Source organism: Nitrospirillum guaranorum, from assembly GCF_034653275.1.
In the GTDB taxonomy this organism is placed as follows: Bacteria; Pseudomonadota; Alphaproteobacteria; order Azospirillales; family Azospirillaceae; genus Nitrospirillum.
Genome location: NZ_JAYEES010000003.1, coordinates 2,737,070 through 2,763,598, shown reverse-complemented (window position 1 = coordinate 2,763,598; position 26,529 = coordinate 2,737,070). Strand labels below are relative to the sequence as shown.

The 26,529-nt window shown below is 69.1% G+C and carries 25 protein-coding genes; 13 read left to right on the top strand and 12 right to left on the bottom strand.

The features are described 5' to 3' along the window. Positions 1 to 39 precede the first annotated feature (39 nt). A complete protein-coding gene (locus UAJ10_RS21685) occupies positions 40 to 531 on the bottom strand; it encodes a DUF721 domain-containing protein (protein ID WP_322917283.1) in 492 nt (163 codons plus the stop codon). A gap of 170 nt (positions 532 to 701) precedes the next feature. Here UAJ10_RS21685 and mutY point away from each other — a divergent pair, with 170 nt between their 5' ends. Together mutY and UAJ10_RS21675 are read left to right on the top strand one after the other, a co-directional pair. Then, positions 702 to 1,772 carry an A/G-specific adenine glycosylase gene (mutY, locus tag UAJ10_RS21680; RefSeq protein ID WP_322917282.1) on the top strand — a complete coding sequence of 357 codons (1,071 nt, stop codon included), beginning with the start codon at positions 702 to 704 and terminating at the stop codon, positions 1,770 to 1,772. Between the two features lie 57 nt (positions 1,773 to 1,829). After that, positions 1,830 to 2,576: a DUF1194 domain-containing protein gene (locus UAJ10_RS21675; protein WP_322917281.1), complete on the top strand. Its 747-nt coding sequence runs from the start codon at positions 1,830 to 1,832 to the stop codon at positions 2,574 to 2,576. Positions 2,577 to 2,757: 181 nt separating this feature from the next. Here the strand turns inward: UAJ10_RS21675 and UAJ10_RS21670 are convergent, their stop codons facing one another. Then, on the bottom strand, positions 2,758 to 4,137 hold the full coding sequence (locus UAJ10_RS21670; protein ID WP_322917280.1) for a hypothetical protein: 1,380 nt from the start codon (positions 4,135 to 4,137) through the stop codon (positions 2,758 to 2,760). A 298-nt stretch (positions 4,138 to 4,435) separates the two neighbouring features. On the opposite strand from UAJ10_RS21670, the gene UAJ10_RS21665 reads away from it, so the two are divergent. Then, complete coding sequence (locus tag UAJ10_RS21665; protein ID WP_322917279.1) at positions 4,436 to 4,894, top strand: hypothetical protein; 459 nt, start codon at positions 4,436 to 4,438, stop codon at positions 4,892 to 4,894. Between the two features lie 299 nt (positions 4,895 to 5,193). After that, positions 5,194 to 5,862: a protein tyrosine phosphatase family protein gene (locus UAJ10_RS21660; RefSeq protein ID WP_322917278.1), complete on the top strand. Its 669-nt coding sequence runs from the start codon at positions 5,194 to 5,196 to the stop codon at positions 5,860 to 5,862. Between the two features lie 26 nt (positions 5,863 to 5,888). On the opposite strand, the gene UAJ10_RS21655 is transcribed toward UAJ10_RS21660, so the two are convergent. The 3 genes from UAJ10_RS21655 to UAJ10_RS21645 all read right to left on the bottom strand — a co-directional run bounded on the left by UAJ10_RS21655 (position 5,889) and on the right by UAJ10_RS21645 (position 10,757). Further along, complete coding sequence (locus tag UAJ10_RS21655; protein ID WP_322917277.1) at positions 5,889 to 7,265, bottom strand: glycoside hydrolase family 27 protein; 1,377 nt, start codon at positions 7,263 to 7,265, stop codon at positions 5,889 to 5,891. A 116-nt stretch (positions 7,266 to 7,381) separates the two neighbouring features. Beyond that, on the bottom strand, positions 7,382 to 7,888 hold the full coding sequence (locus tag UAJ10_RS21650; RefSeq protein ID WP_322917276.1) for a nuclear transport factor 2 family protein: 507 nt from the start codon (positions 7,886 to 7,888) through the stop codon (positions 7,382 to 7,384). 280 nt (positions 7,889 to 8,168) lie between these two features. After that, positions 8,169 to 10,757: a glycosyltransferase gene (locus UAJ10_RS21645; RefSeq protein WP_322917275.1), complete on the bottom strand. Its 2,589-nt coding sequence runs from the start codon at positions 10,755 to 10,757 to the stop codon at positions 8,169 to 8,171. A gap of 440 nt (positions 10,758 to 11,197) precedes the next feature. Between UAJ10_RS21645 and UAJ10_RS21640 the strand changes: the two genes are divergently transcribed. Both UAJ10_RS21640 and UAJ10_RS21635 read left to right on the top strand, forming a co-directional pair. Further along, positions 11,198 to 11,617 (top strand): HIT domain-containing protein, encoded by a 420-nt coding sequence (locus UAJ10_RS21640; protein WP_322917274.1) that lies wholly within the window; start codon positions 11,198 to 11,200, stop codon positions 11,615 to 11,617. 48 nt (positions 11,618 to 11,665) lie between these two features. Further along, positions 11,666 to 12,301 carry a glutathione S-transferase family protein gene (locus UAJ10_RS21635; protein WP_322917273.1) on the top strand — a complete coding sequence of 212 codons (636 nt, stop codon included), beginning with the start codon at positions 11,666 to 11,668 and terminating at the stop codon, positions 12,299 to 12,301. Between the two features lie 13 nt (positions 12,302 to 12,314). Here the strand turns inward: UAJ10_RS21635 and UAJ10_RS21630 are convergent, their stop codons facing one another. Both UAJ10_RS21630 and UAJ10_RS21625 read right to left on the bottom strand, forming a co-directional pair. Then, a complete protein-coding gene (locus UAJ10_RS21630; RefSeq protein ID WP_322917272.1) occupies positions 12,315 to 13,436 on the bottom strand; it encodes an alpha/beta fold hydrolase in 1,122 nt (373 codons plus the stop codon). Next, positions 13,330 to 13,956 (bottom strand): hypothetical protein, encoded by a 627-nt coding sequence (locus UAJ10_RS21625; RefSeq protein WP_322917271.1) that lies wholly within the window; start codon positions 13,954 to 13,956, stop codon positions 13,330 to 13,332. The genes UAJ10_RS21630 and UAJ10_RS21625 overlap by 107 nt, the downstream gene beginning before the upstream one ends. A gap of 162 nt (positions 13,957 to 14,118) precedes the next feature. On the opposite strand from UAJ10_RS21625, the gene phaR reads away from it, so the two are divergent. Both phaR and UAJ10_RS21615 read left to right on the top strand, forming a co-directional pair. Then, entirely contained in the window at positions 14,119 to 14,730 is a 612-nt protein-coding gene (gene phaR, locus UAJ10_RS21620) for a polyhydroxyalkanoate synthesis repressor PhaR (protein ID WP_322917270.1), read from the top strand. Between the two features lie 312 nt (positions 14,731 to 15,042). Beyond that, on the top strand, positions 15,043 to 16,053 hold the full coding sequence (locus UAJ10_RS21615) for an NADP-dependent oxidoreductase (protein WP_322917269.1): 1,011 nt from the start codon (positions 15,043 to 15,045) through the stop codon (positions 16,051 to 16,053). 66 nt (positions 16,054 to 16,119) lie between these two features. Here UAJ10_RS21615 and UAJ10_RS21610 read toward each other — a convergent pair whose 3' ends face one another. The 5 genes from UAJ10_RS21610 to gpmI form a co-directional block, all read right to left on the bottom strand. Next, positions 16,120 to 16,701: a DJ-1/PfpI family protein gene (locus UAJ10_RS21610; protein WP_322917268.1), complete on the bottom strand. Its 582-nt coding sequence runs from the start codon at positions 16,699 to 16,701 to the stop codon at positions 16,120 to 16,122. Between the two features lie 173 nt (positions 16,702 to 16,874). Next, positions 16,875 to 18,191 (bottom strand): divergent polysaccharide deacetylase family protein, encoded by a 1,317-nt coding sequence (locus tag UAJ10_RS21605; RefSeq protein WP_322917267.1) that lies wholly within the window; start codon positions 18,189 to 18,191, stop codon positions 16,875 to 16,877. Between the two features lie 29 nt (positions 18,192 to 18,220). Then, positions 18,221 to 19,693 carry a S41 family peptidase gene (locus UAJ10_RS21600; RefSeq protein WP_322917266.1) on the bottom strand — a complete coding sequence of 491 codons (1,473 nt, stop codon included), beginning with the start codon at positions 19,691 to 19,693 and terminating at the stop codon, positions 18,221 to 18,223. 1 nt (position 19,694) lies between these two features. After that, entirely contained in the window at positions 19,695 to 21,005 is a 1,311-nt protein-coding gene (locus tag UAJ10_RS21595; protein WP_322917264.1) for a murein hydrolase activator EnvC family protein, read from the bottom strand. Positions 21,006 to 21,034: 29 nt separating this feature from the next. Continuing rightward, complete coding sequence (gene gpmI / locus UAJ10_RS21590) at positions 21,035 to 22,624, bottom strand: 2,3-bisphosphoglycerate-independent phosphoglycerate mutase (protein WP_322917263.1); 1,590 nt, start codon at positions 22,622 to 22,624, stop codon at positions 21,035 to 21,037. Between the two features lie 308 nt (positions 22,625 to 22,932). Here gpmI and rocD point away from each other — a divergent pair, with 308 nt between their 5' ends. The 5 genes from rocD (at position 22,933) to UAJ10_RS21565 (ending at position 26,417) form a co-directional block, all read left to right on the top strand. After that, positions 22,933 to 24,171, top strand: coding sequence for an ornithine--oxo-acid transaminase (rocD, locus tag UAJ10_RS21585; protein ID WP_322917262.1), 1,239 nt, complete (start codon positions 22,933 to 22,935; stop codon positions 24,169 to 24,171). A gap of 35 nt (positions 24,172 to 24,206) precedes the next feature. Next, complete coding sequence (locus UAJ10_RS21580) at positions 24,207 to 25,106, top strand: dimethylarginine dimethylaminohydrolase family protein (protein ID WP_322917261.1); 900 nt, start codon at positions 24,207 to 24,209, stop codon at positions 25,104 to 25,106. A 208-nt stretch (positions 25,107 to 25,314) separates the two neighbouring features. Further along, positions 25,315 to 25,800, top strand: coding sequence for an Lrp/AsnC family transcriptional regulator (locus UAJ10_RS21575; RefSeq protein WP_322917260.1), 486 nt, complete (start codon positions 25,315 to 25,317; stop codon positions 25,798 to 25,800). Between the two features lie 81 nt (positions 25,801 to 25,881). Continuing rightward, a complete protein-coding gene (locus UAJ10_RS21570; RefSeq protein WP_322917259.1) occupies positions 25,882 to 26,130 on the top strand; it encodes a CopG family ribbon-helix-helix protein in 249 nt (82 codons plus the stop codon). Continuing rightward, the gene (locus UAJ10_RS21565; RefSeq protein ID WP_322917258.1) at positions 26,127 to 26,417 is read left to right on the top strand and encodes a type II toxin-antitoxin system RelE/ParE family toxin; all 291 of its coding nucleotides are present in this window, start codon (positions 26,127 to 26,129) and stop codon (positions 26,415 to 26,417) included. Before UAJ10_RS21570 ends, UAJ10_RS21565 begins: the two co-directional genes overlap by 4 nt. The last annotated feature ends 112 nt before the right edge of the window (positions 26,418 to 26,529 follow it).

Here is a 26,529-nt window from a genome sequence, read left to right as displayed (position 1 = left end):
GGGGGCGGCGCCGGGGGCCGGCAAGCCGCGTCCGAGAGACTATCGCTTCGGGGACCCGGCCGGCTTTTCGGTGGCCAGGATGGCGCGGCCCAGGCTGGTCAGCGCCTCCCGCAAATCCCCGTCTTCCACGGTCGCCGTCTGGGTTTCCAGCGCCGCCGCCTCGCCCGCCGACAGGCGGCGGGGAATTGGCGCCGGCCGGTCGCGCCGCCGGTTGGTGGCCGGCGGCGCCTGCAGCAGCTTCAGCCGCGCCACGGCGCGGAAACCGAAGAAGCCGTTCAGCCGTTGCAGGATCTGCGGCTCCTCATGCTGGATGAACAGGGCGGCGGGTCCGGCCACGCCCAGGTGCAGCACGGCGTCGTCCTGCCGGCCCTTGGGGAACTGCAGCTTGAGCGGCAGGGCCACGCTGGCCAGCCGGGGCCCCACGATGGCGTCCCACTCGGCCAGCAGGGTGGCGAAGGCGGGGCCATGGGGGCCCAGCGCCTTGCCGGCGATGGCGTTCAGATGGCGGCCAATGGGGCGGGGGCCGGGCATGGGTGGTGGTGGACCTTGAAACGGTTGCGGGGGCGGCGTATCCGCTGGAACCGGACCCCCGATCTCGGAACAGTGTTTGGGGCCAGTTGAACCACGCCGCAAGGGGCTTTGACCATACAATGATCGTCGCAGGCGCATCCTCCGCCGCATCCCCGGCCGCCGGAAGCGGATTGCCGGCTCCCCAGCCTGCCGATCTGCTGGCCTGGTACGACGCCCACCGCCGCGTGCTGCCCTGGCGCGCCGCCCCCGGCGTGAAGGCCGATCCCTATCATGTCTGGCTGTCGGAGATCATGCTGCAGCAGACGACGGTGGCGACGGTCGGCCCTTATTTCCAGCGCTTCCTGGCCCGCTGGCCCACGGTCGCGGACCTGGCGGCGGTGGACCTGGACGAGGTGCTGAAGGAATGGGCCGGCCTTGGCTATTACGCCCGGGCCCGCAACCTGCACGCCTGCGCCAAGGCGGTGGTGGAACGGCACGGTGGCCGCTTCCCGGCGGACGAGGCGGCGCTGCTGGACCTGCCCGGAATCGGCGCCTACACCGCCGCCGCCATCGCGGCCATCGCCTTCGACCGGCCCGCCACGGCCATGGACGGCAATGTGGAACGGGTGATGTCCCGCATTTATGCCGTGACCGATCCGCTGCCCGGCTCCAAGCCCAAGCTGAAGGCGTTGGCCGCCGCCCTCGTGCCGACCCGGCGGCCGGGCGATTACACCCAGGCCCTGTTCGACCTGGGCGCCACCCTGTGCAGCCCGCGCAGCCCCCGCTGCGTGCTGTGCCCGTGGATGGCGGCCTGCCGGGGCCGGCGCGACGGCTTGGCGGAGCTGCTGCCGCTGAAGGCGGAGAAGGCGGCCAAGCCCACCCGCCGGGGCGTGGCCTTCTGGCTGACCAACGCCCGAGGGCAGGTGCTGCTGCGCCGGCGCCCCGAATCGGGCCTGCTGGGCGGGATGATGGAGGTACCGTCCAGCGCCTGGGAACCGGGTGCGGATCTCGCCTACACCCGCGCCCTGGGCTGGGCGCCGGCGGCGGCCGACTGGCAGCGCCTGCCCGGTATTGTCCGCCATACATTCACCCATTTTCACCTGGAACTTACCGTCGTTCGTGGCCACCTGGATGACGATGGGGCGGCGGTGGAGGGCGTGTGGTGCGCCCCCGCCGATTTCCATGACCAGGCCCTGCCCACCGTCATGCGCAAGGTCGTCGCCTGGGCGCGGGGCGGGGACGCGGGGCGGGGCAAGGACTGATCCCGCCCAGGTGCCGCCGCGTGTCTCCATGGGACTGACGGGTAGATGGGACGAGACGTGAGTAAGGGTGGCCAAATGGTGGGCCAGGGGACGGTCGCGCCGACACGGCGCGCGCTGCTGGCCGGTATGGGGGCGGCGCTGGCCGCCCCCGCCCTGACGGGCCGGGCGTGGGCGCGGGCCGGTGGGGCGGGGGCCGGCGGCACGCCGGTGGACTTGGCCCTGGTGATGGCGGTCGATAGCTCCGCCAGCATTTCCAAGGTGATGCTGGACTTCCAGCTGCGCGGCCACGCCGCGGCCTTCCGCGACAAGGCGGTGCATCAGGCCTTGGCCGGCGGTCCGAAGGGCAAGGTGGCCGTGCAACTGGCCCTGTTCTCCGGCCCCGGCACCTTGACCACCCTGGTGCCGTGGACCCTGCTGGCCGGGACCCAGGACGCGCTGGCCCTGGCCGACCGCATCGACGCCGCACCCGGCGTCGCCATGGGCGGCAACACGGCGTTGGGGGATTGCATCGTCCAGGCGGTGCGGCAGCTGGATGCCTGCCCCTATAGCGCCGACCGGCGGACCATCGACTTGGTCAGCAACGGCTTCAACAACGGCGGCATCGATCCGCGTTCCGCCCGGGCGCACGCCCAGGCCGCCGGCGTGGGCGTGAACGGCCTGGTCATCCTGGACGAATACGACTGGCTGGAACCCTACTACCGCGAGAACGTGGTGGCGGGGGACGACGCCTTCGTCATCACCGCCGCCAACCGCCACGCCTTCGCCGACGCCTTCCTGTCCAAGCTGGTGCGGGAAGTGGTGTAGTTTTCTGTTCCTCAAGCGCCGGCGGGCCATCCAGCCCTTGGCTATCCTCGCATTCCAGTCCGCTGATGCTCCCCGGAATGCTCCGGCGGCCGCAGTCGCGGCCTAGGTTCTGGTTCCACACAAAAACAAACAGGAGGGGTGTTGGCCCCTCCCGTTTCCATTTCAGCCGGATGGCTGAGGATCACTGCTGCTTACGCGGGCCGGCGGCCGGGCGGGGACCGGCGGCGGGCTGCTGCTGCTGCGCGCCTTGCGCGGGCGGCGGTTCGTTGGCCTTCTTGCGCAGCACGCCGGCGATGGCGGTGCCGGCGTTGTCGGCCACGGCCTTGGATGCCACCGGCGCCTCATGCGAGATGATGAACAGCTGCCGGTCCTTGGTCAGGTACAGGATCAGGTTGGCGTAGAACTCACCCTTGTCCGTCTTGCAGCTGGCGGAACCGGTCTGCATGTCGATCTGCAGCAGCTTCTCCAGCTTGCCCTTGGTCGGGGTGTAGGTGCCCTGGCAGCCCTTGGATAGGCTGTCCAGGTAGTTCTGCATGATCTTTTCCAGGTCGCCGGCCTCGGGCTTCAGGCCCACCGAGCGCAGCGAGCCGATGACGTCCTTCTGGATGGCCCAGGCGAAATCGCCCGGCCGTTCCTGCGGCGACATCTTGTCGACGGGCAGGGGGTGGGCGTCCTTCAGGCCGGCATCCATCAGCAGGGCGGCGAAGGCCGGCGGGATGGCGGGCGGTGGGGCGGGCAGCTGCAGCTTGCCGGCCATGGCCTGGTCGAAGCAGGCGTTCAGGTCCTTGAACGCCTTGGTGCCGCCCTTCAGCACGAAGGTGGCGGTGTCGTTGGGGCTGGTGATCTCCAGCTTGTTGGCCGCCTGCAACGCCTTGGTGAAGTTGGCGTCCATGGGGTCGAAGCCGGTCATGATGGCGTTGGGCTGGATGACCTGCGAACCGCGCGTCTGCTCCAGCTTGCCGTCCAGCTTCAGCTTGATGGCCGGGCCCTGGCCCGGCGGCATGTTGGCGCCGGGCACGCCGATCACCAGGTTGATGATCTTGGGCGGCAGCTTCTTCGCCTGCTGCTCGGCCTGCGGCACGGGCAGGGCCAGGAAGACCAGCGCCAGGCCGTTGTCGAAGCTGGCCTGCGCCTCGCACAGCTTGAAGCTGCCGTCGGTGTAGACCTGCGGGCCCACCTGCCAGTTGCCGGTGACCGTGCCCACCTTGGAAGCGGCCGGCGCGCCAGAGGGAGCGGCCGGGCCGGCGCTGGGGCCTACGGCAGGGCCGGCGATCGGGGCCTGCGCGGCCGGGGCCTGGCGCGGGCCGGCGCTGGGGCCCAGTGCCGGGCCCGCCGCGGGGCCGGCGGCCGGGCCGGTCGGCACGGGCGCCTGCTGCGGCGCGGCCACGCTGGAACCGGAGGAGATGGCGCCCGGCAGGATCAGGCCGCCGCTGTCGCCACCACCGGCCGGCGCTTGGCCCCCCGAGGTCTGATCCGGCTGGGGAGTGGTCTGGGCAAGGGCGGAACCGGCCAGGACCAGGGCGGTGCCGGCGGCAAGAAGACGGGCGGTGAAGCGGGACACGGGGCTACGTCTTATCCTAAATGAAACCCATGGGTGCGACGGGACCCTAGGGCACGGCATGGCATCATTCAAGGGGCATGCGCGCTCCCGCCGCAGGCCTGTCCTTGCGCGCTCTCCGGAAGAGTGCGCGCCGGGGGCGTCGCCGGCCATACCCCCGCCATAATTCTTCAATTCTACTCTCCACTTACAGGCTTTCCGCTGGAAATGTCGTTGCGCGCCCGATATAAGAAACAATCACATTTGGCGCGCGAACGTTTGGGGGCAAACGATGCGTTTCGCAGCCGCGTTAGTGGTTCTGATGGTATCCGCGCCGATGCTGGCGCATGAGCGTTTGGACGCCGCCGAGGTTGGCCGCTACGTGACCGCGGCGGAGGCCCTGGTCGCGTCCGCGCCGGACGATGGGCAACCGGCTTTCGTCCTGCTGGCCCACCCGGGGCCGGAGGGGAAATCCCTGCTGGCCAAGTATGGCTTTGACGAGCGGCGTTGGCGCCAGGTGACCCAGCGCGTGCTGGCCGCCCGCCAAGCGGCCCGCGCGGCGGAGGAGCCGGTGGAAAAAGGGGCGGCGGCGCAGAAGCTGGCGTCCGCCTCCAGCCTCAGCGCCTTCGAGCGGCAGGAGATGGCCACCCTGGTCCGCTGGACGGAGCATGATCGCGCCGCCCTGGAGCAGGAAACCAAGGAGGACCGGTCGGTGGTGGCACCCTTCTTTGATCGGCTGGATCGGCTGGACGCCAGCCATGTCCGCCCCATGGCGCGCTGACCGGCCGTATCCGGCGCGCTTAATCCATTATATCCACCAGCGCGGGCCTGCGGTCGATGCGCCCATGCGCGCGAGGCCCCTCGCCCCCGGCGGGCAAACACCCTATATAGGGGCCGTATGCCTGACTGATCCCCTGGGACGGTGGGCCGGTGGTTTCCTGCCTTTGCTTTAGGACAAGTGCACGCGATGACGGACTATCGGCTGCAGGCCGCGACGGTGGACAAGATGCCGGCGGCCGGCCCCGGGGCGCCGCCCTCCCACCCCGCGCCGGGGGGCAGCCCGCCCCCGCCCAGGCCGCCGTGCCGCTGAACCAGATTCGCGGCTTCAAGCGCTATCTGAACAGCTTCTTCAAGGATCACGCGTTCATCCGCATGATCTACAAGAACATGTTCAAGATTTCGCCGCGGTTGTACCGGTCCAGCCAGCCGACGCCACGCCACATCGCCCAGGCGGCCCGCCTGGGCGTGCGCACCGTCATCAACCTGCGCGGCCGCCGCGATAATTGCGGCTCCTGGGTGCTGGAGGATGAAGCCTGCACGCGCCACGGCCTGACCCTGGTGAACTTCCCCGTCAATTCGCGCGACGCGCCCAAGAAGCACATCCTGCACCAGGCGCGGCAGATCTGGCGCGACGCCCAGTACCCCGTGCTCATGCACTGCAAGGCCGGGTCCGACCGCGTCGGCTTCATGAGCGTGCTGTACCAGTTCGTGCATGAGGGCGTGCCGCTGGAAACGGCGCTGGGCCAGCTCAGCCCCAAGTACGGCCACTTGCGCCACGCCAAGACCGGCATTCTCGACCACTTCTTCGAGACCTTCCTGGCCTATGCCAAGGCCCGTAAGATCGAACCCAGCGTCGACGCCTTCTACGCCTGGGTGGACGACGTCTACGACCCGCCCGAGTTCAAGAAGACCTTCATGACGCGCTGGTGGGCCAGCGTGCTGGCGGACAAGGTGCTGCGCCGGGAATAGCCCGGCGCAAGCTCTCCTTCGGGGATTTACTTCACTTCATAAAGCGCGCTGCCGTGCGCGGGCAGCGTGACGCTCAGGCTGTCCGCCGCCGGCAGGGCCTTGCCCGTCCACAGGTCGTGGGCGGCGAGGCCGCCGCCGGCCAGGCCCAGCTTCCCCCAGGACGCCGACAGCCTCGACGGCTTGTCGCCCAGGTTGAACAGGGCCAGGTAGCGCTGGCCCTTGGCGCCCGTGGCCAGCCAGACGCGCGCGTTCTCGAAACCGGCGGGCAGGTCGGTCACGGGGTGGCTTTCCGTGGCCGTCTGGTCCACCTGGATGACGGCGCGGTTGGTGATCAGGGCGCGCGTGGCCTCGTCCAGCTTGGTGAGGTTGGCGCCCAGGATCAGGGGCGACCGGGCGATGGCCCACAGGGTCACCTGGGTGCGCTGCTCGTCCGCCGTCAGCCGTGACTGGCGCGGGTCGCCCCAGCCGGGGTGGGGTTCCAGCGCGCCCAGGGGCAGCATGTCGGCGTCGGGCCAGCGGCCATGCTTGGCGTGGGGCGCCCAGCCCGGCAGCACGTCGAACAGGTCCCGCAAGCCATAGGGGAAGCCGTCCGTGGGCTTGTCATGCGGGAAGGTCCAGCCGTCCCAGACGTCGTTGGTGATGCGCCACATCTGGCCATAGCGGCTGATCTCATCCGCGTGGGACAGGTTGGTGGGCCCGGGGGACAGGCTCAGCACGATGGGCCGTCCCGTCTTGGCGATGGCGCTGCTGATCTGCCGGATTTCACTGACCTTGTAGGGGTGGTCGGCGATGCAGTCGACTTTCAGGAAATCCAGCCCCCACCGCGCGTACTGGGCCATCATCGAATCGTAGTAGGCCTGGCCCGCCGGCGTGTCGCGCACGCCATAGTTGCCATCGTCCCAGGGGCAGGTGTCGGCGGTGTCCGCCGCGTCGGTGGCATGGAAGGACGACCCGGCCACCGGCGTATTCCGCTCCACGGCCTGCTTGGGGATGCCGCGCACGATGTGCAGGCCGAACTTCAGGCCCTGGGCATGCAGCCAGTCGGCCAGCGGCTTGAAGCCCTGGCCGCCGGCGGCCGAGGGGAAGCGGGCGGGGACGGGGACCAGCAGGCCGTTGCCGTCCAGCAGGTACTGCCGCTCCGCCAGCGACTTGCCGAAGGGGTCGGCCATGTACCAGCCTTCATCCACCACAGCGTAGGTCCAGCCATAGGGCTTCAGCGTCGCCAGGACGCCCGCGTTGGCCTTGAAGTCGGCCTCGTCGACGGTGAAGCCGTAGGCGTCCCAACTGTTCCATCCCATGGGGGGCGTGGGGGCCGGCGACTTGGACGCGGGCGGTGCCGCCAACGCCGTGCCGGCGGCCAGTAAGGTCGGTAACAAGCTCGCGATGCGCAGCCAACGCCGCATGGGGTCCTCTCCCTTTCCATATTGTTAGCGATAACAGTACGGAAAAGCGGGGCGGCCGCAAGGACGCAGATCGAATTTGTCGTACTAATACGGCATCGGCCCGTTGCAGTGCCGGCCTAGTGCAGCGTCGGCGGGCGGCCGTTCAGATCCTCATAACCGCTGGCGTCCTCGAACGCGGCGATGGAGGAGATGGGGGTCGCCTGGTGATGGATCATCCGCCAGCCGCCGCCCGACCGGGCGAACAGGTTGGTGACCACCAGCGCCGTGTTGGCCACGAACTCCTCGCACACCACCCAGCCGATGTCGCCGCACACCGTGGCCTGCTCACCCTGGTGACGCACGCCGGGGGACCGGGGATTGCCCAGCAGCTCGCGCCAGCTGCGCATCACGGGTTCGCGCCCCGACAGCGCCGGCCAGCCGGGATGGACGCAACGCACGTCGCGATCCTGCGCCCACAGGGCTTCCATGCCGGCCACGTCGCGGTCCGCGAAGGCCTGGTAGAAACGGCGGTTGGCGGCCAGCACATCCTGGATGTCCGTGTCGCCGGGTTCGTGTTGATGGGCGTCACCCTCCGCCGTTTCGGTTTCCGGTGCCTGGCATGAAAGCGCTTGGGTCTTCACCATTGCCTCCCCTGTTGGCGGCATTCCGGCCGGCTCTCTCAGAGGCTTTCCGACGTTCGCCGAAGTGTCAGAAAACCTCCAAGCTTTTGTTCCGTCGCGCGATTTTCGCCTCAGACGAAGACCTCTGAAGCGATCGCGCTCTGGCGCCGATCCACCGTCAGCTTAGCGCGGCCCCACGCCGTGTGTCCTCGACTCGGGGTCTTGGTCACGGAATTGTGCCCGAAAAGGAAAGGGCGGCAGGTTGCCCCGCCGCCCCGAACTATTCCGGTGCTTGGCTTCCGCCTCATTCCGCCGGGGCGGTGGCCTCGGCCCCGCCGCCCTTGGGCAGGGCGTTCAGGGTGCTGAGGAACAGGGCGGCGATATAGGGGAAGGACTGGACGACCAGCATGGTGGCCCAGACATAGGCGTCGCGGTTGTCGCTGCCCTTCAACAGGGCGATGGCGGCCGCCGCCAGCCACAGGCCCAGCATCAGCGCCACCTCTTCCCGCGCGTGCAGGAAGCCCTGGATCAGGGCCGGCTGGTCCTCGCACTTGGGCGTGCGCACGAAGGGACGGCCGCTGGTGAACAGGCCCACCCACACGGCGCGTCCCACGGTGTGGGTCAGCGCCATGCCGGCGATGGCCGCCCCCAGCTTGTCGATGAAGCGGCACTTCACCCGCTCCCCATACAGCCATAGGCCGCACAGCACCTTGAAGAAGAAGACGCTGAGGGTGGGCAGGATGAAGACGGTGGGCGGAAACTCGATCCACTGCGGCAGCAGCAGCAGGCCCAGCGACCAGATGATGCCGCCGATGACGAAGCCCATGTGGGCGGCGTCGGCGAACCAGGGCAGCCAGCCGGTGATGAAGTGATACTTCTGCCCGGCCGTCAGCTTGGTGCCGCCCGGCGTCATCTCGCGCCAGTGGCGCTTCAGAATCTGCACGGCGCCATAGGCCCAGCGGAAGCGTTGGGTCTTGTAGCCGGCGAAGCTGTCGGGGACCAAGCCCTGGCCGAAGCTGTCGGGCATGTAGACCGCCTCCAGCTTCTCCTCGAACAGGCGCAGGCCCAGCTCCGAATCCTCGCAGATGCACCACTCGGCCCAGCGGCCCACGCCGTCCAGCGCGCTCTTGCGCACCAGAGTCATGGTGCCGTGCTGGATGATGGCGTTGCGCTCGTTGCGCTGGATCATGCCGATGTGGAAAAAGCCCTGGTATTCCCAGTTGATCATCGACTTGAAGGCGTCGTCGGACCAGTCGCGGTAATCCTGCGGCGACTGGACGAAGCCGACCTCCGGCCGCTTGAAATAGGGGATGGTGGCCGACAGCCAGTCGGGCGTGACTTGGTAGTCGCTGTCGATGACACCCACCACCTCCACATCGGGGGCGGTGACGGACAGGCCGAAGTTCAGGGCGCCGCCCTTGAAGCCCGGCCAGCGCGGCAGGTGGAAGAAGCGGAAACGCGGCCCCAGCTTGGCGCAGTATTCCTCCAGCGGGCGCCACACCGCCTCGTCCTTGGTGTTGTTGTCGATCACCAGAACTTCGAAGTTGGGGTAGTCCATGGCCGCCAGCGCGTCCAGGGTCTCGATCACCATGTGCGCCGGCTCGTTATAGCAGGGCACGTGGATGGAAACCTTGGGGGTGTAGTCGCCCAGCGGCTCCCGCACCGGCGTGTAGCGCCGCTTCCAGCGCTGGGTCCACACCACCTCCGTCAATTCCAGCCCGTCGATCAGCATGACGGCGAACAGGATCAGCTGGGCGAAGATCAGCACCATAAAGGCGGTGAAGGACAGGGTGCCCATCCCCACGGTCAAGGCCTGGGTGCCCGTCCATACCAGGACCGACGCCACCGTCTGGATGAGGAAGCCGTAGAACAGCTGGCCGCGCCATTTCAGGTCGTCGCGGGCCAGCACGAAGAAGAACATGGGCAGGAAGGCCAGGGCGGTGGCGATGGCGCACAGCACCCGCCACGACGGCACCTCCAGGATGCCGCCCACCATGGGGAACTTCTGGTGGCGGTGGGCGTCCCAGATGCCCCAGGCCGTTTCCGCCGTGCCGCCCAGCGTGCGCTTCCACGGCTGGTCGAAGGCCTCCATGATGTAGAAGTCCAGGCGCTGCTGGCCGGCGATGTTCAGGAAGCTGCGGATGTACTTGGCCTCGTTCACCAGGCCGGCCTCGGCCGCCCCGCGATAGGCGCCGTCGGACGGCCAGCCGGTCTCGCCGATCAGGATGTGCTTGTTGGGGAAGCGCTCCTGCACCTGGCGATAGGCCGCCATGGCGTCCTCCACCGCGCGGTCCACCGACACCTTGTTCCAGTAGGGCAGTAGATGGATGGTGATGAAGTCGCAGGCGTCGGCCAGTTCCGGGTGGTCCAGCCAGACGTAGGACGGTTCGGCCGTGGACACCGGCACGTTCACCTGGCGCTTCACGCGTTGGATGTAGTCGATCAGCTGGGCGACGCTGAAATCGTCACGGAACAGCACCTCGTTGCCGACCATGACCCGCTTCACGTTGGGGTAGGCGCGGGCGACGCGCACCAGGCCGGCCAGTTCCGCCTCATTGGCGGCGGTGTCCTTGGACAGCCAGGCGCCTTGGGTGATGGTCAGGTTGGGGTAGCGCTCCAGGGCGATGGGCGCCACTTGGTCGATGCCGTTGCCCACCTGGTAGGTACGGATGGACTGCACGTGCGGCGCCACCACGTCCAGGTCGTGCTTGATGTCATCGGCCGTGGGGCTGTCGCCATTCTGCGGGGTCTGGTTGGCCTGGAAGGGCACGAAGGCCACGCCGGCGATGGTGCCGGCCCATGGGCGCTCCACGGCCGGGCGATTGACGATCGCCCACGCGCCGATGTTGCCCAGCACCAGAAGAAGCAGGACCGCCCAGGCGGATTTCTGCATCCTCAAAATCTTACGCATTGTGAACGACCCCTGCCCCAGGAACGGGAGAACGATGAACGGGAGAACGATGAACGGGATGATGGCGACGGAATAGCAAAACGGCGGACCGGAAACATGTGAACAAACAGGACGGTTCCTTGCCCCAGGGACCACCCCGCGTGCGACTGGCCTCGTCCTATGGCACGACTATGGGGCAATTTTGTGGACGAAGGGCCGCCATCCGGCGGTCCGGCATCAATCCGGCCCCCCAAGTCAGGCTGCCGACCCAGGCTTCCAAGCCAGGCCCCGTCATCCACCCCATAGCCGAACCCTTTGGACGGGCGGCGTCGGGCAGTAGTACATAGCCATCCCGGCGGCGGCGTCCAGCGGTATTGCGGACACCGTCGCCCGCATCGCCACACCCGGCCCCCGCCATCGGTCCAGCAACGGATTTTCTCGAAATGACAAGCGCCGACGCATTCACGCTGCACCCCCGCCTGGCCGCCGACACCGTGGCCGTGGGCGACCTGGCCCTCTGCCGCGCGCTGCTGTCCCGCAACGCCTGCTGGCCCTGGCTGATCCTGGTGCCGCGCCGGGTCGGCGCCGTGGAAATCCATAGGCTGGCCACGGCTGACCAGGTCCAGTTGATGGCCGAGATCACCCAGGCCTCGCAGGTCATGGAGGCGGCGTTCGCGCCCGATAAGCTGAACGTGGCCGCCATCGGCAACATGGTGCCGCAGCTGCATGTCCACGTGGTGGCCCGCAAGCGCGAGGACGCCGCCTGGCCGGGGCCCATCTGGGGCTCGGGCCATGAGCGGGCGTACGCCGCCGGCGAGGCCGAGGCGCTGGCCCGGCGGCTGGCGGTTGATCTGGGCCTGTGAGCGGGCCGTAAAGGGTACTTCATAACCAGAAAGCCGGAGGGCGCTTCCATGATCATCGTCCATCACTTGAACAACTCCCGCTCCCAGCGCGTGCTGTGGGCGCTGGAGGAGTTGGCGCTGCCCTACCAGGTGGTGCGCTATGAGCGCGACCCCGCCACCCAGCTGGCGCCACCGGCGCTGAAGGCCGTGCATCCGCTCGGCAAGTCGCCGGTGATCGAGGATGACGGCCTGGTGCTGGCGGAATCGGGCGCCATCATCGAGTACCTGGTGCGCACCTACGGCGAGGGTCGCCTGGCCCCGGCGCCGGGCGACCGGGCCGCCCAGGCGCGTTACCTGCACTGGATGCACTTCGCCGAGGGGTCGGCCATGCTGCCCCTGCTGCTGCATCTCTACACCAGCCGCCTGGGCGAGGCGGCCGCCCCCCTGCAGCCCCGCATCGCCAGCGAAACCGCCAACCACCTGGGCTACATGAACGCGGAGCTGGCACAGGGCCCCTGGTTCATGGGCGATCAGTTCACCGCCGCCGACATCCAGATGAGCTTCCCCATCGAGGCGGCGATGATGATGCCCGGCACCGGCCAGCACTTCGCCCACCTGGCCGCCTTCGTGACCCGCATACAGACCCGCCCGGCCTACCGCGCGGCGGTGAAGAAGGGCGGGCCCTACCGTTATGACCGGGGGTGATCGAGGCGTGCCCTTAGCCAATCGGCCAGCGGCGCCCACACCTGGTCCGGGGCGCCGGCGCTGACCACCATGCCGATATGGCCCAGGGGGGCTCCAGCCGGTCGCCGCCGGGAACGGCGTCGATCAGGGCGCGGGCGGCGCCCGGGGGCACGATGCGGTCGCGGGCGGGGATGATGGCCAGGGTGGGCAGGCGGATGGCGCGGGCGTCGATGGCCTGGCCGCCCACCCGCCAGGTGCCTTCTGCCGGGTCGTTGCGGCCGTACCAGCCGCCCAGGCATTCCCGCGCCACGGCCGCCGCCAGCGGCACGCCATCGTTCAGCCAATCCTCCAGCGCCACGAAGTCCTGGGCGTCCTGGCTGTCCGGGTCCAGGGTGGCGTAGCGGCTGAACTTGCGCAGGGCCAGCAGCGGATCCAGCCCGGCGAACAGGAACTGGATCATGTCCACCGGCAGTTCGCCCAGCCAGGTCAGCGCCGGCTCCACCAGGGGCAGGACGGCGGCCGTACGCAGGGCGGCGGCCGGGTCGTCGGCGTGGAAGTCCCAGGGGGCGGCCAGCAGCACCAGGGCGGACAACGCCTCGGGCCGCAGCGCGGCGGCCGCAGCGGCCAGCGTGCCGCCCATGCAATAGCCCACCAGGGCCGGCGCCTGGCCCGTCAGGTCGCGCGCGGCGTCCACGGCGCGAGCCAGGCGGCCGGCGACATAGTCGGTGAGGTCGAACCCACGCTCCACCGCGCCCACCGTGCCCCAGTCCAGCAGCAGGGGGCGGAAGGCCCCCTTGGCGTCATGGCGGCCAGCCAACCAGCGCACCAGGCTCTTGCGCGCCGACAGGTCCAGCACATAGCCGCGGTTGACCAAAGAGGGCACGAACAGCAGCACGGGGCCTTTGGCACCGGGCCGGCTGTAATCCAGCAGGCGGCTGTTGCCCTCCGTCCACACCGGGGGCGGGTCGGTGACGTCGCGCTGGTAGGGGTTGCGGCGGTAGCGTTCCAGCCCGGTCAGCAATGTGTCGAGTCGGCGCCGGGTTTCACGCTCAACCGCCGCTTTCAGCGCTTCCGGGTCGGCGCCGGCGAGGTCGGCGCGCAGTTGGCGGCACCTCGGTTCCAGCTCCTTGCGCCAGATCGGCGAGCTGCCGTTCAAGAGCGGTAATCCGGCCTGCGAGTTCAGCAAGACGGCCATCGCCGCCGTCAGGTGCGTCGCCAGCGGCCGGGGGCCCTGGCGGGGTCGGCGGGGCGCTGCCCGCGCCGCCTCGTCCGGCGTCGGCGGTGCCGCCGAAGGGGCTGGATCCGGTGGTGCTTTGCGGGTTGGCATAGGCCCCCCAGGGGAAGGTGGCGGGGGTGAAGAAGGGGGCGCCCATCCAGGCGCCGGCCCCAGGATTCGCGCCGCTGCCGCCCGTGCCGGCGGCGAACGGGTTGCCGCCCGGCCAGGTGGCCTGGCCCCCGCCCGCCGTCCAGGCGGTGGCTTGGCCCAGCGTGCGCACCAGGCGGGCGAAGGCGCCGGTCATGTCCGGGTCGGCGGCCACGGCGGCCCACTGGTCCTGCCACAAGTCCAGGTAGCGGCGGGCCAGAGACTCCAGGCTTGGTGGCTCGCCGGGGGTGGGGGCGGCCTCGTCTTCCGGGGCGCCTGACGGCGATGGTGGGGCATCGGTTTCGCGGGGCATGAGGCCAATCTACACCCCCCGCCGCCGCCTGGCAAAGCGGTGGCGGAACGACATACGCGCATTGGTTCTTGGCAGGATGCTTGCACGTTCCGCACTGCATGGATTAGCTATGTGCAGTGCACCCGTTGTGCGGGTGATAAACATCGCCGGGAAACGCCGCCTATGGTCGACAAAGAAGATCCCAAGCCCGCGCCGATCACCATCAAGAAGTACGCCAACCGGCGTCTCTACAATACGGCCACCAGCTCGTACGTGACCCTGGACCATCTGTGCCAGATGGTTAAGGACGGCACCGACTTCGTCGTCTACGACGCCAAGACGGGTGACGACATCACGCGCTCGGTGCTGACCCAGATCATCGTGGAAGAGGAATCCAAGGGCGGGCAGAATCTGCTGCCCATCGGCTTCCTGCGGCAGTTGATCAGCCTCTACGGCGACAACATGCAGTGGATGGTGCCGAAGTACCTGGAATACAGCATGCAGTCGTTCACCCGTAATCATGAAAAGATGCGGGATTACTTCCAGGGCACGCTGGGCGGCATGTTCCCCTTCGGTTCGTTGGAGGAAGTGGGCAAGCAGAACATGGCCATGTTCGAACGGGCCATGCGCATGTTCTCCCCTCTGGCGGGTGCCGAAGGCGGCAAGCCGGAGACGGCGGAGGCGCCCAAGGCCAAGCCCGCCGGTGGCGGCCAGTTCGACGAACTGCAGAAGCGGCTGGACGAGCTGCAGCAGCAGCTGGTTTCCCTCACCAGCCTGACCCGCAAGCCGGACTGACACCGATCCGGCTTGCGGCGACTCTGAAGCTCAGGCGCATGCCAGAAGAAGTCCCGGTCCGCCCCGTCGCGACCGGGCTTTTTTGTGCGCCTGCGATAAAATCGGCTTTGGTGTTCGCCCAAGGAAAGACAGCCATAGGTGGCGCGCCGCCCGGCCCCGGCGGTGGGGCTGGGGGTTGCGCCAACGGCATTTCACGGGGCGCCGGGCCCTGGGCTAAGGTTTGCGCCCCGGACGACAGGCCCGGCTCAAGCCAATAAACGGGGACCACCCGGCAGAGGGTGACGCCCCTTCTGAAGGAAAAAGAGGAAAGACATGCCGCTGAACCGCAGGATTGTTCTGGCCTCGCGCCCCGAAGGGCTCCCGACGGAACAGAACTTCGGGATGGAGCAAGCGTCCATCCCCGTGGCGGGCCCCGGCCAGATGCTGCTGAAGACGCGGTGGCTCTCCCTCGACCCCTACATGCGCGCCCGCATGAGCGCCGCCAAGTCCTACACCCCGCCCATCGAGGTGGGCGGCCTGATGGTCGGTGGCACCATCGGCGAGGTGGTGGAAAGCAACGTCCCCGGCTTCCAGGCGGGTGACCTGGTGCTGTCCAATTCCGGCTGGCAGGAATACGCCGTCGCGGGGCCGAAATCGGTGCACAAGCTGGATACCGACGGCCTGCCGGTGACGACGGCCCTGGGCGTGCTGGGCATGCCGGGCCTGACCGCCTACGTCGGCCTCTACGACATCGGCCAGCCCAAGGCGGGCGAGACGGTGGTGGTGTCCGCCGCCGCCGGCGCCGTGGGTTCCGTCGTCGGCCAGCTGGCCAAGCTGAAGGGGGCCCGCGCCGTCGGCATCGCCGGCGGGCCGGAGAAGTGCGCCTTCGTGGTGGACGAGCTGGGCTTCGACGCCTGCGTCGACTACAAGGCGGAGAATTTCAAGGAGGCGCTGGCCGCCGCCTGCCCCAACGGTGTCGACGTCTATTTCGACAATGTCGGCGGCCGGGTGGCCGATGCCGTGTTCGACCTGCTGAACACCTTCGCCCGCGTGCCGCTGTGCGGCCGCATCGGCAACCTGAACGACACGGCCTTGCCCGCGGGTCCCGACCGGACGCCGGCCCTGCTGTCGGCCATCCTGACCCGCCGCCTGCATGTGCAGGGCTTCATCGTCTCCGACCACTGGCACCGCAACGACGCCTTCCTGGCAGAGGTCGGCGCCCTGGTGAAAAGCGGGCAGCTGCGCTATCGCGAGGACGTGACCGAGGGCCTGGAGAACGCCGTGTCGGCTTTCCTGGGCCTGTTGCAGGGCAAGAACCTGGGCAAGGCCCTGGTGAAGCTGTAAGCCCGTCCAGCGTTGTCTTTAAGACGAAGCCCCCGCTCGAGATCTACGGGCGGGGGCTTCGCTTTTCTACAGATGGATTTCGGCGCCCAAGACTTTCAGCAACTGCGCCAGCCAGGCGGCATGGGCGGGCCAGGCCGGGGCGGTCACCAGCTTGCCGTCGGTGACGGCGCCGTCCACGGGGATGTCAGCATACTCGCCCCCCGCCAGGGTCACCTCCGGCCGGCAGGCGGGGTAGGCGGAAACCTTGCGGCCGGACAACACGCCGGCGGCGGCCAGGATCTGCGGGCCGTGGCAGACGGCGGCGATGGCCTTGTCCTGGGCCGCGAAGGCCTTCACCAGCGCCAGCACGCGGCTGTCCAGGCGCAGGAACTCCGGCGCGCGGCCACCGGGGATGACCAGGGCCACGTAATCATCGGCCCTCACGCTCTCGAAATCGGCGTTCAGCGTGAAGTCGTGGCCGCGCTTCTCGGTATAGGTCTGGTGACCCTCGAAATCATGGATGGCGGTGGCGATCTTGTCGCCCGGGCGCTTCCCCGGCGCCACGGCATCGACCTGGTAGCCCACCATGGACAGGGCCTGGAAGGGCACCATGGTCTCATAGTCCTCGGCGAAGTCGCCGACGATCATCAGGATGCGTTTGACACTCATGCGGTTTTCCTCCAGGTGGGCGGGGGATGTCCCACCAGGATGCCGGGCACGGCCTCGCACGCCTATGGGCCATAAGGGGGTAGGCGTGGGCTTCGAAAGGTCAGGGCTGGCCGGACGCCAGCCGCTCACGATTAAACCGGCCGATAGGGTTTGATCTATCGGCCACCAAAGGACTATCGATCCGCCTGCCGGTTGACCACCGCCGTGACCGGCGCCAGCACGATGCCCCGGTCGCGCAGGCCCACGGCCCAGCGGGCGATGCCTTCCAGGGTCACGGGATAAGGCTGGGCGTAGCCCACGGCGACGCCGTTGAGCTTGGCCAGGCGCTCCAGCTCGGCCAGCTGGGCGGCGACGCCGGCGTCGGACGGGGACCGGTCCACCTGCACGTCCGACACGGCGCGGGGCAGGCCCAGCTGGGTGGCGATGCGGGTGGCCTGGCTGGAGGTGGTGGGCCAGCTGTCGACGTAGATCAGGCCGCGCCGCTGCACCTGGCGCAGCACCGTCTGCAGGCTGTCGTGGCTGGCCAGGAACTTGGTGCCGGTCAGGTTGGTCAGGCCGACATAGCCGGTGGCGCTGGCCATGGCCGTCTCCAGCCGGTCCACGTTCTTCTCATCCGACAGACTGGTCAGCAGGGTGCCGGGACCGGGATCGTTCAGCGGGAAGCCCTGCGGCTCCATCGGCACCTGCAGCAGCACCTCATGCCCATCGCCCCGGGCCTGGTCCACGGCCTTCTGCAGGTTGGGGGCGCCGGCGGCGAAGGCCAGGGTGACGGCGGCCGGCATGCGGGCCAGCACCTTCTCCAGCGCGCTGGGCGACCAGCCCAGGTCGGCCATCACCAGGGCGATGCGCGGGCGCGTGTCATCCTGGGGGAAGGGGCGGCTATAGGCCTGCCAGGGGGCGGGGCCCTTGGCGGGCATGCGCGGCAGATAGCCGGCGCGGGTCTTTTCCAGCAGGTCTTCGTTACGGCTGGGCGCCAGCTTGACGGCCACGTCCATGGGGTCGGGGTCGTGCGCGGCCGCCGGCTTGGCGGCGCCCTCCGCCGCCGGGGCGGCGGCATGCGGGGCCTCCACCGGGCGGGCGCCGCCCTGGGGCAGGGTGACGGGGATGTCGGCCAGGGTGGTGGCCTTGCGCCGCGCCGCCGCCGTCTCCTCCGCCGTGGCGGCCAGCCAGGCGACCGTACCCGCGACCGCCACCACCGTCAGGGCCACGGCCACGGCGAACAGGTTCAGCCGGCGGCGGGGCTTGTCAGTGCCGTCCCTGGCATGCTCCGTGGTGGTGGCCGCCCCGGCGCGGCCGGCGCGCTTGGGCACGCCCAGGCGTGCCGCCAGCACGTCGGCGGACGCGTCCTCGTCCGCGCCGGCCAGCAGCGCCTCGAAGGCGTCGTCATCGCCGCCCTTCTCGCGTTTTGTTGTCTTTGCCGCCTTGGCGGGCTTGGTCTTGCGCGGCGGGCGCGAGACCAAGGCCTTCAGGCGGGTGGGTAGGGCGGCCAAGGGGTCCCCGTCGGTTGGCTAGGGCGTCGTCAGTTGGTGGCCTTGGACTGCTGCAACAGCGACAGGCCGCGCAGCAGATCCAGGGCGCGCGTCAGCTGGTAATCCTGGGGCGTGGCGTCGCCGGTGGCGGCCGGCGGCACCGGCGTTCCTGGCGCGTCCTGGCCCTTGGTGCCCGCCTTCGGATCCTGGGTCTTGGAATCGACCTTGGCCTTGTCGGCGCCAACCCCCTTGTTGTCGGGGCCCTTGTTATCTGCCCCTTTGCTGTCCGGCGTCTTTTCCGAGGTCTTGTCCTTGGCGTCGTCACCCGGCTTGCCCGGCTGCTTGGCGCCCGGGTCGGTGTTGCGCAGGGCGTGCGGCAGGTCGGCCTCGCGCCGGCGGATGACGCCGGCGGGGGTGCCCACCTCTTCCACCTTGGCCTGCTGGACCTCGATATCCGGGGTGATGCCCAGCTGCTGGATCGAGCGGCCGGAGGGCGTGTAGTAGCGCGCGGTGGTCAGCTTCATGGCGTTGCCGCCGGGCATGGGCATCAGGGTCTGGACCGATCCCTTGCCGAAGCTCTGCGTGCCCATGAGGATGGCGCGCTTGTGGTCCTGCAGCGCGCCGGCCACGATTTCCGAGGCCGAGGCGGAACCGCCGTTGATCAGCACCACCAGGGGCAGGCCATGGATGGCGTCGCCCGGCTTGGCGTTGTAGCGCTCGCCCTGGTCCGGGCGGCGGCCGCGGGTGGAAACGATCTCGCCCCGTTCCAGGAAGGTGTCACTGACCGAGATGGCCTGGTCCAGCAGGCCGCCGGGGTTGTTGCGCAGATCCAGAACATAGCCCACGACCTTGTCGCCCAGCTCCTTCTGGATGCCGGCCAGGGCCTTGTCCAGGCCGACTTGGGTCTGCTCGGTGAAGCCGGACAGGCGGATGTAGCCGACGTTGCCTTCCACCCGCCACCGCACCGACTGCACCTTGATGACGGCGCGGGTCAAGGTGAAGGTCAGGGGCTGGGGCACGTTGTTGCGGTGGATGGTCACCTTGATGTCGGTGCCCGGGGCGCCCCGCATCTTCTCCACCGCCTCATTCAGGCCCAGGCCGACGATGGCCTCGTCGTTCAGGTGGGTGATGTAGTCACCGGGCTGCACGCCGGCGCGGGAGGCGGGGGTGTCGTCGATGGGCGAGATCACCTTGACCACGCCGTTCTCTTCCGTGACCTCCAGGCCCAGGCCGCCGAACTCGCCCTTGGTCTGGACCTGCATGTCCTCCCAGTTCTTCTTGTTCATGAAGTTCGAGTGCGGGTCGAGGGAGGCCAGCATGCCGTTGATCGCGGCCTCGACCAGCTGGTCGTCCGGCACCTCCTCGACATAGTCGGACTTCACCCGCTCGAACGCTTCGGTGAACAGTTCCAGCTGCTTATAGGTTTCCGCCTTGATCGGCGGCTTGGCGTCCAGCGGCCGGGACAGGGGGCTTGCCAGATAGACCAGGGCCACGACGGCCACGGAGGTCAGCAGTTTCTTCATCTCACCCTTGTCCTTTACCCTCGGTGCCCGCGAAGCCGCGCAGGGGATTGATCGGCTGACCGCCCCGCCGCAACTCGAAATACAATGTGGGGGTCCCGTCGCTGGCCATGGCGCCCATGGGCTCGCCGGTCAACACACGTTGTCCCACCCGCGTATCGATCCGACCCAATCCCGCGATCAGGCTATGATAGCCATTGGGGTGCTCGACGATCAAGATAAGGCCATATCCCTTGAAGGGGCCGGCGAAGACCACCGATCCCTCATACGGCGCCACCACCGGCGACCCGGCGCGGGCGCTGATGCGCACGCCGCGGCTGGTGGTGCCCACGGCGTCCTGCTCGCCATAGCGCTGGGCCACGGGGCCGGCCACCGGCAGGGTCATGCCGCCCAGCGCCATGCCGCCCGGCACATCCTTGGGCGTGCGGCCCATGGCGGCCAGCCGATCCTGCGCCTTTTTCTGCCGCGCCTCCTCGGCCAGCTGGCGCTTCTGCGCCTCCGCCTGGCGGGCGCGTTCGGCGGCGGCCTTGCGTTCCGCCTCCAGCTTTTCCACCAGGTCGCGCAGGTCGCCGGCCTGGGTGGCCAACACCGCCATGTGGCCCGCCACGTCCTGCAGCTCGGCGTCGTTGGCCTGCGACAGGGCCTCACGGCGCGACACCAGGTCGCGCAACTCCCCCTCGCGCTTTTCCAGGTCCTTTTTCGCCGCCAGGGCCTGGGCGCGCTTGTCCGCCAGCTTCTGGCGCAGGGCGGCCAGGTCGCGCAACTGCGCCGCCAGGGCGTCCGCCCGCTTCTTCAGCTGGGGAATGGCCTCGCGCAGCAGCAGGGCGCTCTTCACCATCTCCCCCGGCGCCTCCGGCCGGGCGACCATGGCCTCCGGCGGCAGGCGGGATAGGCGCTGCAGGGCGCCCAACAGGTCGGCCAGGGCGGCGCGGTCGGCGTCGATCCGGGCCACCTGCTCCTGCTCGTTGGCGGCGAGGCCGGCCAGCGACTGCTCCACGGTCCGCAGGGCCTCGTCCTGGCGGCGCTGGTCCTCGGCCACCGCCACGGACTTGGCGCGCAGGTCGGCCAGCTCGCGCTCCAGGGCGTCGTTCTTGGCGTCCAGCTCGGCCTTGCGGGCCTGGTCGGCCTTCAGGTCCTTTTCCACCTTGTCCAGTTGGCGCTGGGCGTCCCGGGGGACGGCGGCGCCTTGCGGCGCCGTCGTCTGCGCCACGGGCGTCAGCACCACCGGCGGGGCGTGCTCGGCCCATGCCGGTCCCGGCGCCAGCAGGGCCAGCACCAGGGGCAACAATCGGAACGGGGCCGTGTGCGGAATCACGCCGGGGCTGCGCTCACTCGGGTGTCGGCTTATTCGGCCGCCGCGCGCGCCGCGTCGCGGACCAGCAGGGAATGGCCCGTCATCTCCTCCGGCTGCGGCAGGCCCATCAGCTCCAGCAGGGTGGGGGCGACGTCGGCCAGCTTGCCCCGCTCCAGCCGCACCACGTCGGCCGGGGCGTTCACCAGGATGGCGGGGACCAGGTCCAGGGTGTGGGCGGTGTGCGGGCCGCCCGTCTCCGGGTCCTTCATCAGTTCGCAATTGCCGTGGTCGGCGGTGATCAGCAGGGCGCCGCCCTGGCGCTTCACCGCGGCCTCCAGCCGGCCGATGCTGCGATCCACCGCCTCCACCGCCTTCACCGCGGCGGCCAGGATGCCGGAATGGCCCACCATGTCCGGATTGGCGTAGTTCACCACCACCAGGTCGAAGGCGCCGCTGTCCACCGCAGCCACCAGCTTGTCCGTCAGCTCGTCAGCCGACATTTCCGGCTGCAGGTCATAGGTCGCCACCTTGGGCGAGGGGACCAGGATGCGCTCCTCCCCCTCGTAAACCTTCTCCTCGCCGCCGTTGAAGAAGAAGGTGACGTGGGGGTACTTCTCCGTCTCGGCGATGCGCAGCTGCTTCAGGCCCTTCTGCGACACGATCTCGCCCAGGGTGTGGCGGATTTCCTTGGGCGGGAAGATGGCCGGCAGAACCTTGGCCAGCGCGGAGGAATATTCCACCATGCCCAGCTGGGCGGCGAACTTCACGGGCGCGCCGCGATCGAAGCCACTGAACTCCGGCTCCACCAGGGCGGACAGGATCTCGCGGGCGCGGTCGGCGCGGAAGTTGGCCATCAGCACGCCGTCGCCGTCCTTCATCCCGGCGTAATCGCCGATGACGGTGGGCAGGATGAATTCATCGTGCTTGTCGGCGTCATAGCTCTGCTTCACCGCCGCCTCGGCGCTGGCGGCCGTCTCGCCTTGGGCGGACACCAGGGCGCGGTAGGCCTTCTCCACCCGATCCCAGCGCTTGTCGCGGTCCATGGCGTAGTAGCGGCCGTCCACCGTGGCGATCCTGGGCGGGATTTGGGCGCCGGGGGCGTCCTTCAGGCCGGCCTCGATGGCGGCCAGCTGCTCCAACGCGCTCTGCGGCGGCACGTCGCGGCCGTCGGTGAAGGCGTGCAGGGCCACGGGGATTCCGGCCCGGGCCAGGGTGCGGGCCAGGGCCACCATGTGGTCCTGGTGGCTGTGCACGCCGCCGGGCGAGGCCAGGCCCAGGATGTGGGCGGTGCCGCCCGACTTCTTCAGCGCGGCCTTGAACGAGGTCAGCGCCGCGTTGGTTTCGAACTCGCCCTGGGCGATGGCGCGGTCGATCATGGGCAGGTCCTGGAACACGACGCGGCCGGCGCCCAGGTTCATGTGCCCCACCTCGGAATTGCCCATCTGGCCGGCGGGCAGGCCCACATCCTCCTCGCTGGCGGACAGCAGGCCGTGCGGGCAGTCCGTCCACAGGCGGTCGTAGTTGGGGGTGTTGCCCTGGGCGACGGCGTTGTCCGCCACCTCTTCCCGATAGCCCCAGCCGTCCATGATGCACAGCACCACGGGGCGGGGGGCTTTGCTGGTCTTGTCGGTGGCGGCCATGGCTGTCTGTTCCCTGATCCTGGTGGGGGAGGAGGTGCGAACCTATTGGGAAAATCGGGATTTCCGCGCGCGATGGCAAGCGGCGCGTCCGAATTTCCGACCTGATAAACCTTTATAGGCCGCCGGCGGTTCGCCCGTCCCGCCTCTTTCCCATGCCGCAGGCGCAAAGGCGGCAGGACAGAAACGGTGTGCCCGGCGCACCACCCGCCGCCCGGTTCTGTCGCGCCGCTCGCGAACTTCGACCGTTTCGGCTGCCGCGCCCATGCCACCATCCAGGGTAACGAGACCGGGATAAGGTGGAGGACATCATGGACCAGCGGCTGAACGGCGACATCGGCAAAGCCCCGTCCCCTGGGCCCATCGCCCTGGAGGACCGGTGGTGCGCCCACACCTACAAGCCGCTGCCCGTGGTCATCACCCGGGCCCAGGGCGCCTGGGTGCACGATGATGCCGGCCGCCGCTACCTGGACATGATGAGCGCCTATTCCGCCGTCAATGTCGGGCACAGCCATCCCCGCATCCTCAAGGCCCTGACCGAGCAGGCGTCCAAGGTGGCGGTCGTCTCCCGCGCCTTCCACACCGACAAGCTGGGACCCTTCCTGGAGCGCCTGTGCGCCCTGACGGGCCTGGACGGCGCCTGTCCCATGAACAGCGGGGCGGAGGCGGTGGAGACGGCGGTGAAGGCCGCCCGCCGCTGGGGCTACCGCCATCGCGGCATTCCCGCCAACCAGGCGGAGATCATCGTGGCCAGCGGCAATTTCCACGGCCGCACCACCACCATCATCAGCTTCTCCTCCGAAGAGGCCTACCGGGAAGGCTTCGGCCCCTACACCCCCGGCTTCCGCGTCGTGCCCTTCGGCGACCTGGACGCCCTGACGGCGGCCATCGGGCCCAACACGGCGGCCGTGCTGCTGGAGCCCATCCAGGGGGAGGCCGGCATCGTCCTGCCGCCGGCCGGCTACCTCAAGGGTGTGCGCGCCGCCTGCGACCGCGCCGGTATCCTGATGATCCTGGATGAGATCCAGTCCGGCCTGGGCCGCACCGGCCGCTGGTTCGCGCATCAGCATGAGGGCATCCGGCCCGACGGCCTGTGCCTGGGCAAGGCGCTGGGCGGTGGTGTGCTGCCCGTTTCCGCCTTCGTCGCGCGCCAGGATGTCATCGACGTGTTCGACCCCGGCAGCCACGGCTCCACCTTCGGCGGTAACCCGCTGGCCGCCGCCGTGGGCTTGGAGGCCTTGGCGGTGATCGAGGACGAAGGTCTGGTCCAGCGCAGTGCCACGCTGGGCGCCCACTTGATGGACCGCCTGCGTGGCCTGAACAGCCCCCTCATCCGCGACATCCGGGGCCTGGGCCTGTGGGTGGGACTGGAGATCGACCCCGCCCGCGCCACCGCCCGCCAGGTGGTGGAGGACTGGATGCGCCGCGGCGTCCTGTCCAAGGAAACCCACGACACGGTGGTGCGCCTGGCGCCGCCGCTGATGATCGCGCCGGAGGATCTGGACTGGGCGGTGGACCGCCTGGCCGAGACCCTGGCGGCGCTGGCCTGAACCCAACCGACAACAACATCCGGGGAACCCCACCCATGCCCGACACCCGCCTGGCCACCGCCGCCGCTGCCGTCACCGACGCCCTGCCCGGCGGTCGCATCCTGATGTGCGCGCCCGACCATTTCGAGGTCAGTTACGCCATCAATCCCTGGATGCGGCCCGATCGCTGGCAGGAGGAGGGCGCCCTGCTGGGCGCGCGCTCGTCCAGCGGCTGGGAACGGCTGGTGGCCACCCTGCGTGGCCTGGGGGTTGAGCTGGAGTTCGCCGTGCCCCATGCCGGCCTGCCCGACATGGTGTTCACCGCCAACGCCGCCGTGGTGCTGGACGGCAAGGCCCTGGTGGCGACCTTCCGCCATCCGCAGCGCCAGGGCGAGACGCCGGTGTTCCGCCGCACCTTCGACGCGCTGAAGGACCGGGGCCTGCTGACCGAGGTGCACGACATGCCGGACGGCGTGGTGCTGGAGGGGGCGGGTGACTGCGTGTGGGACCCCGTGCGCCGCACCTTCTGGCTGGGCTACGGCCAGCGCTCCGACAAGGCGGCGGCCCCCGTGGTGCGCGACCTGTTCGGCATGGAGGTCGAGGCGCTGGAACTGGTCGATCCGCGCTTCTATCACATGGACACCTGCCTCTGCCCCCTGACGGGCGGCGAGGTGCTGTACTTCCCCGGCGCCTTCTCCGCCGAGGGCAACGCCCGCATCCTGGAGCGCTTCGGCGCCGAAAACCTGATCGTGGCGCCGGAACCCGATGCCTGCACCCTGGCCGTCAACGCCGTGAACCTGGGACGCGATATCGTGCTGGCCACCGCCAGCCCGGCCCTGCGCGGCATGCTGACGGAACGCGGCTACCGCGTGCACGAGACGCCGGTCAGCGACTTCGGCCTGTCCGGCGGCTCGGCCTTCTGCCTGATCCTGAAACTGGATCGGGTGTCGGTTTAAGGCCCCCTCAAACGGCGGGCGCGGCCATCCGGCCGCTTGCCTTGTCCTCACTTTCCAGTCCGCTATCGCTCCCCGGAAAGTTCCGGCGGCCCCGGTCGGGGCCTGCACCGGCATGAGCTGTTCACGCCGGTGGTTTACCAAAGTCTTTGGGGGCGGGAGGTTTGGCGCTTAAGCTGATGCCCAATCTCCCGCCCCATCGGACCCCGCCTTGAAGCCGCGCAAGCTTGACGCCATCGACATCAAGATCCTGACGGAACTGCAGGCCGACGGCCGCATCACCAACCAGGCCCTGTCGGAACGGGTGGGCCTCTCCGCCCGCCCCTGCCTGGAACGGGTGCGCCGGCTGGAGCGCGAGGGCGTCATCGTGCGTTACCAGGCCCAGGTGGACGTGCGCCGCATCCAATCCTGCGTCTTCGTCCTGGCCCAGATCTCCCTGGAAAAACAAGGCCGCCAGCGCACCAGCGCCTTCGAGCGCCGCCTGCGCGAGGTGCCCGAGGTCATCGAGTGCTTCGAGGTCAGCGGCCCCTACGACTACATTGCCAAGCTGGTCTGCCGCGACCTTGAGACCTACCAGGAACTGACCGACAGCTGGATCGACGATGCCGAGATGGGTGTCGCCCGCGTGGTCAGCAACGTCGTGCTCCGCCCCATCCGCGACTTCGGGACCTACCCGGTGTTCGAGGAGGAGGCGTGAGTGGTGTTGACGACCAGGGGATTTAGCGTCACATGATTACAACGTAATCACCTGTAATCATCGAGATTGGAGGGCGCGGATATGGCCAGCCAGAACTTTTCCATAAGAACCGAACCCGCCATTTTAGCGGAGCTGGACAAGTTGGCCGAGGCACAGAACCGATCCCGCAATTTCGTGGTCAATGAGGCCATTGAACGCTATCTCGCCGAGGAGCGTCAGTGGACTGCCCAGGTGCAGGCCGGCTTGGCAGCAGCGGCGGCAGGCGACTTCGCCACCGACGCCGAGATGGACGCCTTGTTTGAGAAATTCGAGGCGGAAGCCGACCGATGAAGGTGCGGTGGACCAGGCCGGCGACACGAAACTTGGTGGATATCCACGATTATCTGAGCCAGTTCAATTCGACGGCCGCGCTCAAGCTGGTCAAGTCGCTCCGCGCCCAGGCGCAAGGGTTGGGTTCTCATCCTCAAAAAGGGCGGCAGGGTCGCGTCAACGGTACGCGCGAGCTGGTCATTTCGGGCACGGATTTCATCATCGCTTATCAGATTACGGAAAACTCCGTGGATATTCTGGCGGTTCGTCATGCCGCTCGCGATTGGCCGGCGCGGTTGGATCGATAGCGGTCCCGCGTCGTCGCGAACCTCCCCACCGCGACACGAAAACGCTTCCCCCACGGCGCCCTCCTGGGGTCAACTGCCGGCGCCGACGCTCCCCAGGCAGGGGGACGCGCCG